This is a genomic window from Psychromonas hadalis ATCC BAA-638 (genome assembly GCF_000420245.1).
Classification (GTDB): domain Bacteria; phylum Pseudomonadota; class Gammaproteobacteria; order Enterobacterales; family Psychromonadaceae; genus Psychromonas; species Psychromonas hadalis.
In genome coordinates this window covers 1-20,449 of the sequence record NZ_ATUO01000041.1, presented here as the reverse complement: position 1 = coordinate 20,449, position 20,449 = coordinate 1, and the positions used below count along the sequence as shown (strand labels likewise).

The window sequence follows — 20,449 nt, the reverse complement described above, 5'->3', positions numbered from 1 at the left end:
AGTTGATCTCAACATTAAGATACGTATAATCCACCGCATCAAGTTAGTTACCCAACTGCTTGATAACAGTGACAATGGTAGGCTTCTTGGTTCCTCGCATTGATAACTTATTAACCTGGTCAGAGCCGGAAGGCAGCAGCCATAGTAGGTGATTCAAGTGCCGAGGGTTTGCTGGGGAGTCTGCCACCCACATCTTATCTTCATTTTTAGCTTTTTAAAGGCCTAATAATGACTCAGTACAATTCCAATTTTGATACCTCTTTAAAAGCATCCTATTTTTTACCTAAATATTGGTTAACTTGGTGTCTACTTTTTTTACTTTTCTTATTTAGTTATTTTCCTGTGCGACTTCGCGATCGATTTGCGGCTTTTATGGCTCACTTAATTTACAACAGAAAATTTTTAGATAAACGTAAAAAAGTGGCTTTCACCAATCTCAGTTTATGCTTCCCAGCAATGAGTGCACAACAAAAAGATAAGTTGATGCGTAAAAACATCAAAGCGGTCGCACAAATCAGTTTGTCATTAGGAGAGCTTTTTTTTCGTAGTCGCCAACATATTTTAAACAGAGCAAACATCAGTGGTGAGCAACATATTATTGATGCTGAAAATGCAGGCAAAGCGATCATTTTTTTAGGCCCTCATTGTTACGGTCTAGACTTTGGGGGAATTGCGGGCATCAACGCACGTGGTTATCCACTTTCAAGTATGTTTAAAGATTATAATAACCCTATTTTTGATTGGTTTGTTACCCGCTATCGTACTCGTTTCACCCATTTAACGGGCAAAGGAGCCCTTTATCACCGTAGCGAAGGGTTAAAGCCTGTTATCAAAAGTTTGCGTGACAAAACCCATTTTTATTATCTACCCGATGAAGATCATGGTCGCGATAAAAGTTTGTTTATTCATTTCTATGCCACCCAAAAAGCAACACTACCGATAGTCGGACGGTTAGCAAAACTGGGCAAAGCAGTCGTGATCCCTTTTTATACCTCTTATAATGAAAAAACCGCTAAATATGATGTGTTTTTTCATGCACCATTGGCTCAGATCCCAACGGGAGATGAGCTTAAAGATACGCAAATGATGAACGCAGCGATTGAAAAGTTGATTGATGAAGATCCCAGTCAATATATGTGGGCACTGAAATTATTAAAAACACGCCCCGATGAGAGTGAAAAAATATATTAAATTATATATTTATGCGTTTAACGTAAGCAAAACGAATAAAGACAGCCGTAACAGTTGCGTTAGTCTTTTCTTCGTGTGTGAACGCCTCTGTGTGCTCTGTGGTCGTGCCTTGACATTATTGCGCGTTAATACGTTGCCCCGTGACGTTAATACTGTCATCACTTAACAGGTAAAGGTAAGCGGGCATAATATCAGCCGGCATTTTTAATAAAGCGGTATTTTCAGCGGGGAATGCGTTGGCACGCATTCCTGTACGTGTCGCACCTGGATTGATAGCATTAAAACGTAATGTACTGTTTTCAAACTCATCCGCAAGTGTCTGCATCATGCCTTCTGTAGCAAATTTAGAGATGCTATAAGCCCCCCAATAGGCGCGCCCTTGATTGCCTACACTTGAGGTGGTAAAAAGAGTTGAGGCGTGCTTTGCAAGGCTTAGAACAGGGATTAACGCTTTAGTTAGCATAAACTGTGCTGTAAGGTTGGTTTGAATAACGTCGTCCCACGTTGATTTCTCTATTTGTGCAAAAGGGCCTAAGACACCGAGTTGACTGGCATTATGCACTAAGGCATCTAGTTTACCATATTCGCGTTTAATGGTATCAGCGAGATCATCGTAATGACTCTCTGTCGCGCCATTAAGATCCAGCGGTAATATGGATGCTTGCTGTTTGCCTATTTCTTCAATCTGATCATAAACCGCTTCTAGTTTTTTAACTGTTTTTCCCAATAAAATAACCGTTGCCCCAAACTGTGCACATTGCAGTGCTAATGTTTTGCCAATACCATCACCTGCACCGGTGATTAAAATGGTTTTATCGGCCAAACAGTCTGTTTTTGCTTGATACTCTTTCATCATATTTCTCATTAAACTTAAATTAATTAGGGGAATAGTAACTTTTTTTACCTAAAAGTCTCAAACTCTTTTGTACCTGAGCGCTGTTTTTGTCATGATATGCCACATATTTATTACTTTAGGGATCAAACTGTGGAATTTTTATTTGAATATGGGCTGTTTCTAGCCAAAGCGATCACTTTTTTGGTGACGGTTACTGCTTTGTTCGTCATTGTGATTGCGCTCACCAGTAAACAAAAAAACAAAAAAGGGGAAATTGAGTTAACGGATATTTCTGAGCAATTAAAAGAGACTAAAAAATCAATTGAGGAGCAATTATTAACCCCTTTTCAGCTTAAAATACGTCAGAAAGAAGATAAAAAATCGCAAAAAGAGAAAGATAAATTAGCGAAAAAATTGGCTAAAAAGGGTGACCAACCAGAATCTCTTGCACAGCTCTATGTCGTTGACTTTAAAGGCAGTATTGATGCCAAAGAAGTAACTTCTTTACGTGAAGAGATCACCGCCATTCTTGGTGTTGCTAGTGAAAAAGATGAAGTGTTTGTGCGCCTTGAAAGTGGCGGTGGCATGGTACACGGTTATGGCTTGGCCGCTTCTCAATTACAACGTTTAAAAGATAACAACATCCCTCTCACCATTGCTGTTGATAAGGTAGCCGCCAGTGGTGGTTATATGATGGCTTGTATTGCCGATAAAATTATTGCAGCCCCTTTTGCTATTTTGGGCTCTATTGGTGTGATTGCACAAATTCCCAATTTTAATAAACTATTAAAGAAACATGATATTGAGTTTGAGCAGTTAACGGCGGGCGATTATAAACGCACATTAACCATGTTTGGTGAAAATGATGATAAAGGTCGTGCTAAATTCAAACAAGAATTACAAGAAACACATGATTTGTTTAAGCATTTTGTTAGTGAACACCGTCCATCAATTGATATTGAGAAAGTTGCAACAGGCGAACATTGGTACGGCTTACAAGCGATCAAACTTAATCTCATCGATAAAATTACAACCAGTGATGATTACCTACTATCACAATTGGATAACCGTCATATCGTGCAGATAAAATATTCATTGCGTAAAAAGTTGGCGGACAAATTAGGCCATGGTGCATCACTTGCGCTAGAAAATAGTTTATTGAAATTGATGCAACTGAATGTGAGTCGTCTATTTAAATAATGGCTTAGAAAGCAGCCCAAGACGGTGTAAAAACTTGCCTGTTTATTGCACAGATAGATGAGCCAACATCATTTAGTTGGCTTTTTTACCTCATTTTATCACCTTTTTAAAAATATAAGTTGCTATTTTCCCTGACTTTGGATTATATAAAAAGGAAATTCAATGGATGAATAATAAATTAATATCACCCTCACCATCATGACTACTTTAGGGCTAGAAGAATTATGAGCAAATCTCTTGTTATTGTGGAATCACCTGCAAAAGCAAAAACCATCAATAAATATCTTGGTAAAGACTACATTGTAAAATCAAGTGTGGGACATATTCGCGATCTCCCTACCAGTGGTAGTGCTAAGCAGAAAATTGATGCGAATAAGAAAAAATCATTAGCGGGCATGACCCCAGCTCAAAAAGAGAAAGAAAAAGCCAAACGTGCGCAAGAAGCATTGGTTACGCGTATGGGTATCGATCCAAACAATAACTGGAAAGCACACTACGAAATTTTGCCCGGCAAAGAGAAAGTGGTTGCTGAGCTACAAAAATTAGCCAAAGATGCACCCACCATCTACCTTGCTTCGGATTTGGATAGAGAGGGTGAGGCGATCGCTTGGCACCTTAAAGAAATTTTAGGGGGTGACGATAGTAAATTCCAACGTGTTGTTTTTAATGAGATAACAGAAAGTGCCATACAAGAAGCGTTTAAAAATCCAACTGAACTTGATCTTAACAGTGTTAACGCGCAGCAAACACGTCGTTTTTTAGATCGTGTGGTTGGTTTTATGATTTCACCTCTTTTATGGAAAAAAGTCGCACGTGGTTTGTCCGCTGGACGCGTACAATCCGTAGCAGTGCGTTTATTAGTTGAGCGTGAACGTCTGATTAAAGCATTTAATCCTGATGAGTATTGGGATTTACATGCCGACACGAAAAGTAATAACGACACAGAACTGCGTTTAGAAGTATTTAAAGAGGATGGTAATAGTTTCAAGCCGACCACCGAAGCACAAACAACGAAAGCGCTTGAGGTATTAAAAACGGCACAATTCAAACTACTTTCGCGTGAAGATAAGCCCACTAAAAGTAAAGCCAGTGCGCCTTTTATTACCTCTACACTGCAACAAGCGGCGAGTACGCGTTTAAGTTTTGGTGTAAAGAAAACCATGATGTTAGCACAACGTTTGTACGAAGCGGGTTACATCACCTATATGCGTACTGACTCAACGAACTTGAGTAAAGATGCTGTAGCATCTGCACGCGATTATATTAGTGACGAGTTCGGTAAAAATTACCTTCCTGAAGAAGCAGTTGTGTATCGAAGTAAATCAGGCGCACAAGAGGCGCATGAAGCGATTCGTCCCTCCGATGTAACTCAACTTGCTGCATTGTTAAATGGCGTTGATCGTGATGCTATGCGCCTTTATGAACTTATTTGGCGCCAATTCTTAGCGTGTCAGATGCTACCTGCACTTTATGATGCATCTACACTTGTTGTCGAAGCAGAAAATTATTTGCTACGTGCTAAAGGTCGTACCCTGCGTTTTGCGGGTTGGACAAAAGCGCAACCTGTTGCAAAAAGCAAAGTCGATGATGTGCATCTGCCGGATCTTGCTATTGGTGAAATACTGAATTTAGTCGCACTTGATCCTAAGCAGCACTTTACTAAACCGCCAGCACGTTTTACTGAAGCTTCATTGGTTAAAGAGCTTGAGAAAAAAGGCATTGGTCGTCCATCAACTTACGCAAGTATTATCTCTACTATTCAAGATAGAGGTTATGTAAAAGTGGATAAACGCCGCTTTTATGCGGTAAAAATGGGCGAAATAGTTAGCGATCGTCTAACTGAAAACTTTGTTGAACTGATGAGTTATGACTTTACTGCAGAGATGGAAGCTAACCTTGATGCCATTGCAGAGGGTAAAGCTAATTGGACGGATGAGTTAGACCGTTTCTATGCAGGGTTAACTAAGCTGCTTGCAAAAGCGGAACTACCTGAAGATGAAGGGGGTATGCGCCTCAATGAGCCTGTTGAAATTAAAGAGGTACGTTGTCCGACTTGTGATCGTGCAATGGGAATTCGCACCGCATCAACAGGGGTTTTCCTTGGCTGTTCTGGTTATGCACTGCTGCCTAAAGAGCGTTGTAAAACGACGATTAATTTGGTTGATGGTGAAGAGGTTGAAGATATTCTCAGCAATGAAGATTTGGAAACCGCTGCATTAATGGCAAAAAAACGTTGTCCTAAATGTGACATGGCGATGGATAGCTACCTTATTGATGAAAACCGTAAATTACACGTTTGTGGTAATAACCCTATCTGTGATGGTCATGAAGTTGAACATGGCGAGTTTAAGATCAAGGGTTATGATGGTCCATTGGTTGAGTGCGATAAATGTGGCAATGACATGCAACTTAAAGATGGCCGTTTTGGAAAATATATGGGCTGTACTAACGAAGCGTGTAAAAATACCCGTAAGATTCTACGTAATGGTGACGTTGCACCGCCAAAGGAAGATCCTGTTCACCTTGAAGAGTTAGGTTGTGAGCAGAGTGATGCATACTTTATTTTGCGTGATGGTGCATCTGGTATCTTCATGGCTGCCAGTACTTTTCCTCGTTCCCGTGAAACCCGTGCGCCGAAAGTGCAAGAGTTGGTGCGTTTTAAAGATCGCATTTCTGCCAAATTTTATTACTTAGCGGATGCACCACAAACCGATCCTGCTGGGAATCTTGCCGTTGTTCGTTATAGTCGCAAGAATAAAGAGCAGTATGTAATGACCGAAATCGATAAAAAAGCCACAGGCTGGACAGCAAAGTATATTGGTGGCGTGCTTAAAGACAAAGTGCTCTCTGGAGGTAAGTGGGTCGAGGAACAAACAAAAAAACGTGTTGTAAAGACAAAGAAAACCTAATACGTCTTAAAAAATGAAATAAAAAAGGTAGCTAACGCTACCTTTTTTGATCTTACTGAATAAAAAAATCAAAGAAACCTGTGACCCATCGCATAGAAAAAAAACTCAATCTGTTGGTTATTTGACCGCAATCAAAGTTTTTCCTTTATCATCTCCACTTTTTTAATTATTTGATCTAATTTTATATTTATTATATCTCACTGGAAAGTGTATGCCTTTATATTCCTTACTGAGTGAATTAGATCGTAAAGTTATTTTATTCACCTATGAAAAACATGATCAACATAAAATTTCATTACCATCAGGTGTGATGAATGAGGAATATCGCGCATTCATTATTACTGAAGGTGAGTATATTTTATGGGAATTGGAAAAACGTAAATTAACTGAGGTTGAAGTGGTTGCACATGCATGGTTAGTCACGTCAATTACTAACCTGTCTCTGGTTTTTAATTTTAAAGAAAATAATCAGTTACATATTGATAATCTCTTTGATGATGATCAGTGTGATGGTCATTGGCAGCTAGAGCATGGCATCTTAAAAGTACGTTTTGTTTACCACAACCACGGTTACGACATTAACATTATTGCCAATAATAACCGCTCAATTCATTCAGCATTACAAATTGTGGATAATAAAAATGTTGAGTTCCTTAAAGTCGCCCCCATTAGTGATGCCAAATATGGCAAAGCCCTCGAGCACAAAACATAAAGTAGATGAAGAGGTTGTAAATGTCTCAACATATTGGTTTATTAACACGTGATACCATTGCATTGATACTCGCAGGTGGAAAAGGCAGTCGTTTAAAGCAACTTACCGAAGAGCGCGCTAAACCTGGCTTACCGTTTGGCGGGAAATATAAAATTATTGATTTTACACTGTCTAACTGCATGAACTCAGGTATTCGCCGTATTGATGTGTTAACCCAATATAAATCATCAGAGCTACTCGGTCATATACAAAAAGCGTGGAGCCGTATGCCTTGGGAGTTGGGGGAATATGTTAATATTGTGCCCGCACAGCAACAGATTGGTGAACTTTGGTATCGAGGTACTGCCGATGCCGTTTATCAAAACCTCAAACAGCTCCGCAAGCAACATTGTAAATATATATTGATACTCGGTGGCGATCATATCTATAAGATGGATTACAGTCGCATGTTGCGCCAACATGCAAAAAATAAGGCTGATATTTCTATCGCCTCTATTCCTGTGAAGAGTAAAAGTGCGTCAGCCTTTGGGGTGTTAAATGTTGATGAAGATATGCGTATCATTGATTTTATTGAAAAACCTGAGCATCCTGCTGAAATACCCACACTGCCCGGAAAATCATTGGTTTCGATGGGTGTTTATATTTTTAACTTTGATGTATTGGAAAAACTACTCTTAGAAGATGCCACTATTGATGCATCAAAGCATGATTTTGGTTATAGCATCATCCCTAAAGCCATTAACGAGCAAGCTGTTTATGCTTATATTTTTGATGCGGATGGTTGTGCTGATGTACAAGCTTATTGGAAAGATGTCGGGACCATTGACCAGTATTTTTACGCTAATCTCGATTTAGTGCAGATAGAGCCTGAGCTTAACCTTTATGACAAACATTGGCCTATCTACTCATTTCAAGAGCAACTCCCAGGCGCCAAGTTTATTTTTGATCAAGAGGATTGTCGTGGTCAGGCGATAGACAGTGTGATCACTTCGGGTTGCATCATCTCTGGGGCAACGATTAAAAAGTCACTGCTTTCAACACGGGTGACCGTAGAGCGTCATAGTGTGCTTGATCATTGTGTTATTCTGCCTAGTGTAAGCATCGGTAAAAATTGCAAGCTGTATAACGTGTTAGTGGTGGAAGATTGTATTATTCCAGATGATTTCATGATTGGTTTTGATTATGAAAGTGATAAAAACTTTTATGAAATATCAGAAAGTGGGGTGATATTAGTGACTCAAGAGATGATTGATAATTTTTTGAAAATTGAGCATGGAGGTTAAGAACAAAAGCGGTATACTGCCTTTTTTGAAAGGTTAGGGTGGTCGCAATGCGCATTGCATTAGGAATTGAATATGATGGTGCTAACTATTATGGTTGGCAACGCCAAAAAGAGGTGATTTCGGTACAACAAAAATTGGAAGAAGCACTTTCACTTATTGCTAACCATCCTGTTATTGTTAATTGTGCGGGTCGTACTGACTCGGGAGTGCACGGCACTGGGCAAGTGGTACATTTTGACACCGATGCAAAGCGCAAAGAAGTCGCATGGACACTTGGTGTTAATGCGAATCTTCCCAATGATATTGCCGTACGCTGGGTTAAACAGGTTGATGATTCATTTCACGCGCGTTTTAGTGCCACTGCACGTCGTTACCGTTACATTATCTACAATGCCCCATTTCGTCCGGGCATCTTAACCTCAGGCCTCAGCCATTATCACCATCCGTTAGATGAGCAGTTGATGCACATAGCGGGGCAACATATTGTTGGTGAACAAGACTTTACCTCTTTTCGCGCCTTACATTGCCAAGCAAATAGCCCCATTCGCACCATTGAATATCTTAATATTACCCGTCGCGCTAACTTTATTATTATCGACATTAAAGCCAATGCTTTTTTACATCATATGGTGCGTAATATTGCTGGCAGTTTAATTGAAGTCGGGCGAGGTAAACAACCTGTTGATTGGCTTGCAACATTGCTTACATTAAAAGATCGTGCGCAAGCTGCCGCCACTGCAAAACCGGGTGGATTATATCTGGTCGAAGTGGATTACCCTGAGCAATTTTCACTGCCACGGCCCGCGATTGGCCCCCTTTTCTTAGAAATCTAGTGTTAACAGAAAAATATGAATAAAAACAACTTAAACGAATGGCTAAGCTACCTTGAACAGTTACACCCAACCGAGATTGAGCTGGGTTTAACACGTATTGGCAAAGTGGCAAAAGATCTAAAGGTGATTAATTTTGATGCAAAAGTGATCACCGTTGCTGGTACTAATGGCAAAGGTACAACCTGTGCTTTTTTAGAAGAGATTTTAATTGAGGCAGGCTATAAAGTCGGCGTTTACAGCTCTCCGCATATTCAACGCTACACCGAGCGCTTGCGCATTAATCAACAAGAGATGCCCGCGTTACTGCATTGCCAAGCATTTGAGAGGATAGAATCACTGCGCGGTGAAACGTCACTGAGCTATTTTGAGTACGTTACCCTTGGCTGTTTAGTCATTTTAAACGCGCAACAGTGTGATTTTATTTTACTTGAAGTAGGATTAGGCGGACGGTTAGATGCAACTAATGTGGTTGAGTCTGACATTAGTGTGGTGACCACCATTGGCATCGATCATATTGACTGGTTGGGTGATGACAGAGAAAAAATAGGTTTTGAAAAAGCAGGTGTATTTCGTGCGTTAAAACCGGTTATTTGCGGCGAGCTTGACCCTCCTCAATCATTACAACATCATGCTTTAAGTATCAAAGCGGATATCCGTTATGCGGGTAAAAACTTTCAGGCTATTGTCAATGAGCATAGCTGGTCTTGGTCAGGTAAAAAAACAATTAATGCGTTACCTCTTACCCTCATGCCACTGCAAAATGCAAGTACCGCATTAGCGGTGATTGAAGCACTTGATCTTAACCTCTCTGATACCTTGTTAAAAAAAGCGATTGGCCAAGCACAGTTAGCGGGGCGTTTACAAAAGGTAAGTAGAGAGGGAGAGGTTGATACCTACCTTGATGTCGCGCACAATCCTCAATCTGCACACTATTTGGCAAGTCAACTTGCGCATCTTCGTAAACCCGAAGGCAAAGTGTTTGCTATTGTGGGTATGTTAGAAGACAAAGACTTAACGGGTACTTTATCAGAGACCAATGAGCAGGTTGACCAATATAACCTGATCACGCTTCACTGTTATCGAGGTGCATCACAGCAAACGCTACTCAGCCATTATCAAGCTAGTAATGATCCACTTGCTGATGTACATTGTTTTGAAAATATAGCGGATGCGTATAAAAATGTACTCAAACAAGCAAACGAATCAGACATTATTATCGTGTTTGGTTCATTTTATACTGTTTCAGATTTCTTAACACTATCACAAGGGTAAGTTGTGGCTTCTCAGTTTCAAAATAGATTAGTAGGTATCACCATTTTAGTTGCCTCTGTGGTTATCTTTTTACCCTCCATTATCGATGGTAAAAAAGAGGCATATGAAGATGAATTTGTGGCGACACCGATTCATCCTGCGCGTAAACCGCATACTCAACAATTAAGGGTAACAGACGAGCGGGTTAATGAGTCGTTTGATGTTACAGAGCAAGCAGATATTGAAGAGGAACAGTGGCAAGTTGAGGAGATTATAAAAACAGTGGTCCTTGAACAAGAGAGTAAAACAGAGAAACCTGAGCCCCAAGTGACCAACGTTGAAAAATCAATACCTGTTGTTGTAAATAAAAAGGCAGCCAAGAAAAAAGTACCTGAACGTGCATGGACCATTCAACTGGGCGCATTTCAAAATGCAGCCAATATTAACGCGTTATTAAAAACGTTACATAAAGCAGGATTTCAGGCACATACCGTCCCCACTGAAGTCATTGATGGTGAATTAACACGTCTCTTTGTTGGCCCAGATATCTCCAAAGTAAAGCTTGAAAAACAGTTACCTCGTTTAAAGCGATTAACAAAACTACAAGGAAAATTACTCCCTTTTGATGCGGTTAACCCTTAAATTATTACAGCATTTAAACAAATTTTCTGCTAGAATGCGCCACGTTTAACGCGTTCAAATATTAAGGGTAGCCATGAGTTGGTTTGATTTAGCTATATTAGGCATTATCGCATTTTCAGCATTGATTAGTTTAATCCGTGGTTTTACAAAAGAGGCGATCTCTCTGGTGACTTGGTTCACCGCCTTTTTTGTGGCCAGTAATTTTTATCCTGAAGTGACCTCTTATCTTACCCAACTTGAAGACCCCCTGATCCGCAACTCTATTGCCATCGCTATTTTATTTATCTCTGTATTATTACTTGGCGCCCTGATCAATTATATTGTTAATCGTTTAGTCGCAGTAACAGGACTATCTGGTACAGATCGCCTCTTAGGTGTACTGTTTGGTGCAATTCGTGGTGTGTTAGTGGTGAGCGCCGTACTGTTTTTTATCGATTCCTTCACTGGCTTTAATGACGCTGTTTGGTGGAAAGAATCAACCTTAATTCCAGAGTTTGGCATTATTATTGAATGGTTTTTTAGTCACTTAGAGAACTCCTCGAGTTTCTTAAACAACCTTTCAGCTTAACTCTAGCTTAATATAAGCACCAGCAACCACTCACTATTTACCATCGTGGTGAGTGAAAAATATTAATTATTACTTATTAAAACAAGGCGTGAATTTATGTGTGGAATCGTTGGCATCGTTGGGGCAACTCCTGTTAATCAAAGTATCTATGATGCATTAACAGTATTACAACACCGTGGACAAGATGCGGCTGGTATTATCACTATCGAGAATGATAACTTTAAACAACGCAAAGCAAATGGTTTAGTAAAAGATGTTTTTGCATCTAAACATATGCAACGTTTAAAAGGTGATATTGGTATTGGTCATGTGCGTTATCCCACTGCAGGTAGCTCAAGCGCTGCAGAAGCACAGCCTTTTTATGTTAACTCACCATGGGGCATGGCACTTGCTCATAATGGCAATTTAACCAATGCAACAGCGCTACGTGAAACGGTGGCTAAATCTCGTCGTCATATCAATACCACTTCAGATTCTGAAGTGTTGTTAAATATTTTTGCGGCCGCACTTGATAAAGTAACCTCTGAAAAATTATCGCCTGAAGATATCTTCACCGCAGTGGGTGAAGTACATGAAAAAGTAAACGGTGCTTACGGTGTTGTTTCACTGATTATCGGTCACGGTATGGTGGCATTTCGAGATCCTGACGGTATTCGTCCATTAGTACTTGGATCACGCAAAACAGAATCTGGCGATATGGAATATATCGTTGCCTCTGAAAGTGTTGGCCTTGATACGATCGGTTTTGAAGTAATGCGTGATGTTGAGCCAGGCGAAGCAGTTTATATCACCGAAGATCGCCAACTGTTTACTCAGCAGTGTGCCAAGAAAACCAGTTTACACCCGTGTATTTTTGAGTACGTTTACCTTGCACGTCCAGACTCTACCTTAAGTGGTATCTCTGTTTATGAAGCGCGTCTTGAGATGGGTCGTAAACTCGGTGCAAAAATTAAACGTGAATGGGCTGATATACAAATTGATGCAGTTATTCCAATCCCTGAAACATCAAATGATATTGCACTTGAGATCGCCGTTGAACTTGGCATTCCATACCGTCAAGGTTTTGTAAAAAATCGCTATATTGGTCGTACCTTTATTATGCCCGGGCAAACACAGCGCCGTAAAGCCGTCCGCCGTAAACTCAACACAATCACGGCTGAGTTTAAAGGTAAATCAGTGCTACTTGTTGATGATTCAATTGTACGTGGTACTACCTCTGAGCAAATTGTTGAGATGGTACGCGATGCAGGTGCGAAGAATGTTTACTTTGCATCGGCTGCACCGCAAGTTTGTCATCCCAATGTGTATGGCATTGATATGCCTACCGTAGAAGAGTTAATTGCTTATAACCGCACCGTTGAACAGATCAGTGATTGCATTGGCAGTGATAAACTTATCTATCAAGATCTTGAAGATCTAAAAGATGCAGTGAAAAAACAGAATCCAGATGTTGATGGTTTTGAGTGTTCAGTGTTTGATGGTATTTATGTTACCGGTGATATTGATCAAAGCTATTTTGATTACTTAGCAAGCCTACGCAGTGAAGATGCTAAAAATATTCAAGAACAAAAAGAAGAACTTGCAAGTCTTGAAATGTATAACGAGTCTTAACTCAAATAACATTTAGGAATCGTTACACAATAACTTGCGCTAAATTTTTTCAAAAAGCCTGAAATGACGGGTTATTTTGAAAATAAAAGCGCAAGTAATTTTGAAGCCGATCCTTAGGTGATTCAAACCGTCATTACCACCTTCTTAAGACAGGTGGTTTTTTTGGATTAAATTTTAGACACAAAAAAGCCAACAAAAATGTTGGCTTTCCTATTTACTGTCATTTAGTATTTATGCCATTAATAAATAGCGATTAAAAATCTGCACTGCCAGGTGCGCGTGGGAAGGCAATGACATCACGGATATTTTGTACACCCGTTACATAAGAGACTAAACGCTCAAAACCTAAACCAAAACCTGCATGTGGCACGGTGCCGTATTTACGCAAATCACGGTACCAGCTGTAATCACCAATATCTAAGTTCATCTCTTTAAGACGTTTATCTAACGCTTCAAGATTTTCTTCACGTTGGCTACCGCCGATGATCTCACCAATACCGGGTGCGATGACATCCATTGCAGCCACTGTTTTACCATCATCATTAAGCTTCATGTAGAACGCTTTAATATCTTTCGGATAGTTTTGCAAAATAATGGGTGCGCCAACATGTACTTCAGCAAGGTAGCGCTCATGCTCAGATTGCAGATCAACACCCCATTCTACTTTGTACTCAAATTTCTTACCACAGTTTTGCAATATTTCAATCGCTTCTGTGTATTCCATGCGTACAAAGTCCGAATTAACTATTTTCTCTAAACGGGTGATTGCTTCTTTATCAACACGTTGAGCAAAGAAAGCCATATCATCAGCACGCTCTGTCAAAACGGCATTAAACACATATTTAAGCATATCTTCCGCAAGTTGTGCCACATCTGCCAAATCAGCAAAAGCGATTTCAGGCTCAACCATCCAAAACTCAGCAAGGTGACGTGTGGTATTTGAATTTTCCGCGCGGAAAGTAGGGCCAAAAGTATAAACATTACTTAAAGCACAAGCGTAAGTTTCAGCATTTAATTGACCTGATACGGTCATGAAGGTCTCTTTACCAAAAAAATCTTTGCTGTAATCGACTTTACCCTCTGCTGTTTTTGGCAGATTTTCTAAATCAAGTGTACTTACACGGAACATCTCACCTGCACCCTCACAATCAGAGCCAGTGATAATAGGTGTGCTGATCCAGTTAAAGCCTTTTTCATAAAAGAAGTTATGAATAGCGTGTGATAAACAGTTACGTACGCGTGTTACTGCGCCAATAATGTTAGTGCGTGGGCGAAGGTGTGCATGCTCACGCAAATATTCAATACTGTGACGTTTTGCTGACATGGGGTAAGTATCGGGATCTTGTACAAAACCCAGTACTTTTACTTCTGTCGCTTGAATTTCAAAGCTTTGTCCTTTTCCTGGACTTTCAACTAATTTACCGGTGACGGTGACCGAACAACCTGCGGTTAAATTGAGTACATCAGATGTGTAATTCTCAAGATCAGAGGGTACAACGGCTTGAATAGGATCAAAACATGAACCATCATAAATAGCTAAAAAAGAGATCCCCGCTTTTGAATCACGGCGGGTACGGATCCAACCGTTTACGGTTACTTTTTCACCCACTGGGAATTTGTTGTTGAATATTTCAACAATTGCTGTTTTTGACATCTGAATTAGTGCTCCATACTCACAGTTTTCACTGTTTTTTTGTAAAAAATTTAATAGAGGCATATCTTACCTTGGCGGTAGCGAGATACAAGTCTATGATTTGATAATCAGCCATTTTTAATGAAGGTTTATTATGCAACAGCAGTTTGAACGAAAACGTTTCCATAATGCACACGAGTGGCGTCGATTTTTTATGCTTTGGTTAACGGTTTTTCTGTGGGGCGCATTCTTAGTTTATATGTTGCTTTTCCATTATCAGCGTGAGATTTTTGAGCCCATCATCATGGGGCATTTTGGTATTACTTCTGTTGCAAACTATCAATTTGTCGAGATAAGACTGTTTATGTATTTGATCTGGTCATGCAGTATTGTTTCAGTGTTGGCTATTTTAAACACATGGGGAAAGAAACGTCGCCCAGGAGACGGCACACCAGACAAATTTCTGATTGTCATCATGTCTAGCGCGGTAGTTTTTGCCATATTTTACGCAAAGACGGATCTTAACTACCTTAATGGCCAATTATCAGTCTTAGCGAGCTTATTTGGAGATTAAAAACTCGGTGATTAACTGCTTGATGCTACTTGATAAATCGCATCACAGAGTTTTTTAAGTTCAGCCTCCTTAATAATATAAGGAGGCATTATATAAATAAGTTTACCAAAAGGGCGGATCCAGACACCTAATTCTACAAACTGCTTTTGCACTTTCGCGACATCGACCGCCTGTTTCAATTCAACCACCCCAATCGCGCCTAAAACACGCACCGCTTTAACACGCTCTAATGTTTTGCAAGGTGCTAAAAATGTGCTCAGATTTGTGGATATTTGCTCAACACATTGTTGCCAGTTAAAACTGAGCAGTTTATCGATATTAGCATTTGCTACCGCACACGCCAGTGGGTTACCCATAAAGGTAGGCCCATGCATAAATACACCCGCTTTGCCGTGACTAATCGTATTGGCAATGTGCGTTGTGGTTAATGTAGCGGCAAGGCTCATGTAACCACCGGTGATCGCTTTACCAATACAAAGTATATCCGGGCTAATATCAGCATATTCACAGGCAAATAGTTTCCCTGTACGGCCAAAACCCGTGGCAATTTCATCGGCAATCAGCAATAGGCCATATTTATCACACAGCATACGCACCCCTTTGAGGTACTGCGGATGATAAAAGTACATACCGCCTGCACCTTGTACAATGGGCTCTAAAATAATGGCGGCTATATTATGTTGGTTATTTTCAACCAGTGAGGTTATTGCGTTAAGATCGTGCGCTTCCCACTGCTCATCAAATGCAATGGTGGGTTGAGGAGCAAACAGTTGCTGTGGTAAAAAATCATGATAAAGCTCATGCATGGAGCCTTCAGGATCGGTCACGCTCATCGCACCAAAAGTATCCCCATGATAACCGTTACGAATGGTTAAAAACTGACTTTGGGGTGATCCTTTTGCATGCCAATATTGCAATGCCATCTTTAAAGCGACTTCAACGGCCACACTGCCAGAATCACTCAAAAATACTTTTTCTAAATTAGCGGGGGTGATCTCAACCAGTTTTTTACCCAACGCAATAGCGGGTTGATGAGTCAGTCCACCAAACATCACATGTGCCATCTTATCTATCTGGTTTTTGGCTGCTTTATTTAGTTCTGGTACATTGTAACCAAACAAACAAGCCCACCAAGAAGACATGCCGTCAATCAGTTGTTCACCACTATCAAGCGTTAATAAACATTGATCGGCAGATTCAACACCATAACAGGGCAGAGGATTTGTCATGGATGTATAAGGATGCCAAAGGTGGTCTTTATCAAATTGATGGTCTAACCGTGTAGTTATAGACATAATTGCTCGCTATTTATACAGATGTAAAGAAAAAGACGTAGAAAAGTTGACAGTGTATCTGTGAACCTTAAAATATGGCAACTATTTTATATCGGGAAAGAGAAATGAATAATACAGCGGTGCGTCAAGATTGGTCAGTTGATGAAGTCGAGGCGATGTTTGCATTGCCTTTTATGGACTTACTTTTTGAAGCACAAACCGTGCATCGTGCTAATTTCCCCAAAAACCAAATACAAGTCAGTACCTTACTTTCGATTAAAACAGGTGCTTGTCCTGAAGATTGTAAATATTGTCCACAAAGCGCACGTTACGATACCGGTCTTGAAAAAGAGACACTACTGGAAGTAAGCAAAGTCATTAAAGCCGCGCAAGATGCAAAAGCCACAGGCTCAACCCGTTTTTGTATGGGTGCTGCTTGGAAAAATCCCAAACAACGTGATATGCCTTATTTGGTCGATATGATCAAAGAGGTTAAAGCGTTGGGGTTAGAGTCGTGCATGACGCTAGGTATGTTAGATCAAAAGCAAGCAGGGCAACTCGCCGATGCAGGGCTTGATTATTACAACCATAATTTGGATACCTCGCCAGAGTATTACGGTAAAATAATCACCACACGTAGTTATCAAGACCGATTAGATACATTGGAAAATGTCCGTGGTGCGGGTATGAAAGTATGTAGTGGTGGTATTGTTGGTTTAGGTGAGCAGAGCAAAGACAGAGCGGGTTTATTAGTGCAACTGGCGAATATGCCAAGGCAGCCAGAGAGTGTACCGATCAACAAACTGGTTAAAGTAGAGGGAACTCCCCTTGAGAACGTTGATGATCTCGATGAATTCACTTTTATTAAAACCATTGCCATTGCACGTATTATGATGCCAAAATCACATGTGCGTTTATCCGCAGGGCGCGATGCAATGTCAGAGCAAACCCAAGCGCTCTGTTTTATGGCGGGTGCAAACTCCATCTTTTATGGCTGTAAGCTACTGACCACCGATAATCCAGATGAAAATTCAGATATACAACTGTTCAAAAAACTGGGTATTAACAAAGAAGCGGTTAACTTCTCTCCCTTTGAAAAAGAAAAAAATGTAGATGCTGCGATCATTCGTCATGCTGAAAAAGGTGAACTGTTTTATGATGCAACCGCGAAGTTATAACCGTGTCTTTTAATTTTATAAGCGCACAACTACAGCAGCGAAAAGATGATGGTTTATATCGTCATCAACAAATTACCGAAAATAAACAGGGGCGTTACATCAAAGTAGCAGGAAAACGTCACCTTAACTTTTCAAGTAATGACTACCTGGGGCTCGCATCAGATCCTGCATTGATATCGGCATGGCAAAAAGGCGCTGAGCTTTACGGCGTAGGCAGTGGAGGCTCATATCTTGTAACAGGCTATAACCAAGCACATGAAGATTGCAGTGAACAGTTAAAATCATGGTTAGGTGTTGAAGCCGTTGCCCTCTTTAGTTCTGGTTACTCTGCAAATCAAGCGGTTATTAAACTCTTGCTGGATAAAAACGCACTGTTACTACAAGACAAACTAAACCATGCCTCGTTAATGGAAGCGGGCAGTTTAGCGCCCTGCAAAATGCACCGTTTTAAGCATAATGACATGGTGCATCTTGAAACACTCTTAACTAAGCAACTCTTAACCAAGCAACAAGCCCATGATCGTTTAATAATCAGCGAAGGGGTGTTTAGCATGGACGGCGATAAAGCACCGATTGCACAGTTAGTTAAGCAAGCTAAAAAATATAATAGTTGGTTAATGATTGATGACGCACACGGCTTGGGCATACTGGGTGAAAATGGTCAAGGTAGCGTGCTAGATGCCGGGCTTAAAAATAGTGACTTACAAATATACATGGCAACCTTTGGTAAAGCATTGGGGGTTGGCGGGGCATTTGTAGCGGGCTCAAAATCGTTCATTGATTATTTAACCAATTTCAGTAAACCCTATATCTACACAACAGGTCTACCCCCTGCAATGGCTTATACTATTGCTTGTGCCGCCAAAATGGCAGAAAAAGAGCAGTGGCGACGTGATAAATTATTTGAATTAATTGCCTATTTCAGAGAGCTTGCAGAAAAAAAAGAGATCCAATTAGGGGATTCACAAACTGCGATCCAACCACTTATTATCGGTGAAAGTAAAAAAGCGTTACAAATAGCACAACAATTAAAAGTGCTTGGTTTTTGGGTAACCGCAATTCGCCCGCCCACTGTGCCTGTTAATACTGCAAGACTGCGTATTACCTTAACCACGCATCATGAAAAACAAGATATTGAGCAGTTGATCAGTGCTATCTCATGCTGTTTGAGTGAGCTGTAATGTCACAAAATATAGATAAACAAGCGGTAGCAGATTCATTTTCAAAAGCAGCTCACCATTACGATCAATTCGCACAACTACAACGTGATATTGGGGAACAACTATTAACGAGTGTGCCTAATAAAAATTACTCAATGATTGTTGATCTTGGCTGTGGTACTGGTTATTTTAGTGAAAAACTTGCTCATCAATTCCCAAGGGGAGTCTTAACCTGTTTTGATCTCTCGGAAGCGATGCTCAAACAAGTTAAAAAACGTAATATTAACAAAGTAACGTTCCAACAAGGGGATATTGACCAGTTACCCTTTACAGAAAATAGTATCGACCTTATCTATTCAAACTTGGTTGTGCAGTGGAGTGATGATTTAGCAGAATGTTTACAACAAATAAAAAACAGTTTAAAAAAGGGTGGGAGAGGTTACCTTTCTACACTGCTCGGAGGCACACTGCATGAACTTACTCAAGCATGGAAAACAGTTGATAAAAATCCACATACTAACCAATTTTTAAGTCTAGAAAAGATTCAAGCTATTTTAAAACAGCTAAGCGTTGACTCCGTCATTTTAAAAACAGAAACTCGCACCCTGCATTATAAAAATGTAATCGAAGTGATGCGCGCCCTGAAAGGGATCGGTGCAAACCATGTCCATGAGCATCAAACACAAGCTATTTCTGGGCGAAAATTATTGAAACAATTAGAAGTAGGCTACTTACCCTTTACAAATAAACAGGGTTTATTAACGCTAACTTATCAAGTTTGTTATATCGAGATAATAAAATGAAACAAACCTATTTTGTCACCGGCACCGATACCGATGTAGGAAAAACCGTCTGTTGTAAGGCGTTATTACAAGCGGCTAATCAACAGGGAAAAATGACACTCGCTTACAAACCCATTGCGGCAGGTTGTGAATTAACCGCTGATGGTTTACGTAATGAAGATGCACTTATTTTACAAAAAAATAGCAGTTTAAACGTTGCTTATGAGTTGATAAATCCAATCGCCTTCAAAGAGCCTATTGCTCCGCATATTGCAGCAGAGATAGAGAACAAACCAATTCAAGTAGAGATGATCACATGCGGTTTGCTAACCCTGCAAGCTAAAGGTCCTGATTTACTGATTGTTGAAGGAGCTGGTGGCTGGTCATTGCCATTAAATCATCAACAACTACTTTCAGAGTGGGTTGTTGCGCAGCAGTTACCCGTTATTATGGTCGTTGGTATGAAATTAGGCTGTTTAAATCATGCTCTATTAACCTATCAATCCATTCTTCATTCCGGCTTAAAAGTAGCAGGCTGGATAGCAAACCAACTACAAGCAGAGATGCCTTTTTACCAACAAAATCTTGCATTGTTAACTGCAAAAATAGATGCACCGATGATTGCTGAAATTCCTTATTTGAGTCATGTTGAAAAAGTAAATCTTGCACAATATGTAAATTTGGCTCTGTTGTAGCTAATTGTTGTCTATACTTATAAATAAGACTTAACTGATTGAAGGTACTCGCAATGAAGACTAAATTATTTGTAAGTAAGCTTAATCTAATCACAAAAGCACTTTTCTCTATGACACC

The 20,449-nt window shown here is 40.1% G+C and carries 18 protein-coding genes and 1 other RNA gene; 16 read left to right on the top strand and 3 right to left on the bottom strand.

Annotated features, from left to right (window positions below; translation table 11 throughout):
* The first annotated feature begins 83 nt into the window (after positions 1-83).
* Together ffs and lpxM are read left to right on the top strand one after the other, a co-directional pair.
* Positions 84-181, top strand: an RNA gene (gene ffs, locus G322_RS22625) — signal recognition particle sRNA small type.
* Between the two features lie 47 nt (positions 182-228).
* The gene (lpxM, locus tag G322_RS0107120) at positions 229-1,191 is read left to right on the top strand and encodes a lauroyl-Kdo(2)-lipid IV(A) myristoyltransferase (RefSeq protein WP_028866476.1); all 963 of its coding nucleotides are present in this window, start codon (positions 229-231) and stop codon (positions 1,189-1,191) included.
* A 115-nt stretch (positions 1,192-1,306) separates the two neighbouring features.
* Here lpxM and G322_RS0107115 read toward each other — a convergent pair whose 3' ends face one another.
* On the bottom strand, positions 1,307-2,044 hold the full coding sequence (locus tag G322_RS0107115; RefSeq protein ID WP_022941116.1) for a YciK family oxidoreductase: 738 nt from the start codon (positions 2,042-2,044) through the stop codon (positions 1,307-1,309).
* A gap of 132 nt (positions 2,045-2,176) precedes the next feature.
* Between G322_RS0107115 and sohB the strand changes: the two genes are divergently transcribed.
* From sohB to purF, 9 genes are all read left to right on the top strand, one after another.
* Positions 2,177-3,226 carry a protease SohB gene (gene sohB / locus G322_RS0107110; RefSeq protein WP_022941115.1) on the top strand — a complete coding sequence of 350 codons (1,050 nt, stop codon included), beginning with the start codon at positions 2,177-2,179 and terminating at the stop codon, positions 3,224-3,226.
* 224 nt (positions 3,227-3,450) lie between these two features.
* A complete protein-coding gene (gene topA, locus G322_RS0107105) occupies positions 3,451-6,135 on the top strand; it encodes a type I DNA topoisomerase (RefSeq protein ID WP_022941114.1) in 2,685 nt (894 codons plus the stop codon).
* A 211-nt stretch (positions 6,136-6,346) separates the two neighbouring features.
* Positions 6,347-6,847: a hypothetical protein gene (locus G322_RS0107100; RefSeq protein ID WP_022941113.1), complete on the top strand. Its 501-nt coding sequence runs from the start codon at positions 6,347-6,349 to the stop codon at positions 6,845-6,847.
* 20 nt (positions 6,848-6,867) lie between these two features.
* Positions 6,868-8,130 carry a glucose-1-phosphate adenylyltransferase gene (glgC, locus tag G322_RS0107095; RefSeq protein ID WP_022941112.1) on the top strand — a complete coding sequence of 421 codons (1,263 nt, stop codon included), beginning with the start codon at positions 6,868-6,870 and terminating at the stop codon, positions 8,128-8,130.
* A 47-nt stretch (positions 8,131-8,177) separates the two neighbouring features.
* Positions 8,178-8,963, top strand: coding sequence for a tRNA pseudouridine(38-40) synthase TruA (truA, locus tag G322_RS0107090; protein ID WP_022941111.1), 786 nt, complete (start codon positions 8,178-8,180; stop codon positions 8,961-8,963).
* Between the two features lie 15 nt (positions 8,964-8,978).
* A complete protein-coding gene (gene folC / locus G322_RS0107085) occupies positions 8,979-10,235 on the top strand; it encodes a bifunctional tetrahydrofolate synthase/dihydrofolate synthase (protein WP_022941110.1) in 1,257 nt (418 codons plus the stop codon).
* A gap of 3 nt (positions 10,236-10,238) precedes the next feature.
* Positions 10,239-10,856, top strand: coding sequence for an SPOR domain-containing protein (locus G322_RS0107080; RefSeq protein ID WP_022941109.1), 618 nt, complete (start codon positions 10,239-10,241; stop codon positions 10,854-10,856).
* Positions 10,857-10,929: 73 nt separating this feature from the next.
* Positions 10,930-11,424: a CvpA family protein gene (locus G322_RS0107075; RefSeq protein ID WP_022941108.1), complete on the top strand. Its 495-nt coding sequence runs from the start codon at positions 10,930-10,932 to the stop codon at positions 11,422-11,424.
* Between the two features lie 96 nt (positions 11,425-11,520).
* Positions 11,521-13,035: an amidophosphoribosyltransferase gene (gene purF, locus G322_RS0107070; protein ID WP_022941107.1), complete on the top strand. Its 1,515-nt coding sequence runs from the start codon at positions 11,521-11,523 to the stop codon at positions 13,033-13,035.
* A gap of 253 nt (positions 13,036-13,288) precedes the next feature.
* Here purF and asnS read toward each other — a convergent pair whose 3' ends face one another.
* Complete coding sequence (gene asnS, locus G322_RS0107065) at positions 13,289-14,689, bottom strand: asparagine--tRNA ligase (RefSeq protein ID WP_028866475.1); 1,401 nt, start codon at positions 14,687-14,689, stop codon at positions 13,289-13,291.
* Between the two features lie 133 nt (positions 14,690-14,822).
* Here asnS and G322_RS0107060 point away from each other — a divergent pair, with 133 nt between their 5' ends.
* Positions 14,823-15,242, top strand: coding sequence for a hypothetical protein (locus G322_RS0107060; protein ID WP_022941105.1), 420 nt, complete (start codon positions 14,823-14,825; stop codon positions 15,240-15,242).
* Positions 15,243-15,253: 11 nt separating this feature from the next.
* On the opposite strand, the gene bioA is transcribed toward G322_RS0107060, so the two are convergent.
* A complete protein-coding gene (gene bioA / locus G322_RS0107055; RefSeq protein WP_022941104.1) occupies positions 15,254-16,537 on the bottom strand; it encodes an adenosylmethionine--8-amino-7-oxononanoate transaminase in 1,284 nt (427 codons plus the stop codon).
* A gap of 104 nt (positions 16,538-16,641) precedes the next feature.
* Here bioA and bioB point away from each other — a divergent pair, with 104 nt between their 5' ends.
* The 4 genes from bioB to bioD are packed head-to-tail and all read left to right on the top strand — an operon-like array spanning position 16,642 to position 20,331.
* Entirely contained in the window at positions 16,642-17,694 is a 1,053-nt protein-coding gene (gene bioB / locus G322_RS0107050) for a biotin synthase BioB (RefSeq protein ID WP_022941103.1), read from the top strand.
* Positions 17,695-17,696: 2 nt separating this feature from the next.
* Positions 17,697-18,875, top strand: a complete 1,179-nt coding sequence (gene bioF, locus G322_RS0107045) for an 8-amino-7-oxononanoate synthase (protein ID WP_022941102.1) — start codon at positions 17,697-17,699, stop codon at positions 18,873-18,875.
* Complete coding sequence (gene bioC / locus G322_RS0107040; protein ID WP_022941101.1) at positions 18,875-19,657, top strand: malonyl-ACP O-methyltransferase BioC; 783 nt, start codon at positions 18,875-18,877, stop codon at positions 19,655-19,657. Before bioF ends, bioC begins: the two co-directional genes overlap by 1 nt.
* Complete coding sequence (gene bioD, locus G322_RS0107035; protein ID WP_028866474.1) at positions 19,654-20,331, top strand: dethiobiotin synthase; 678 nt, start codon at positions 19,654-19,656, stop codon at positions 20,329-20,331. Before bioC ends, bioD begins: the two co-directional genes overlap by 4 nt.
* The last annotated feature ends 118 nt before the right edge of the window (positions 20,332-20,449 follow it).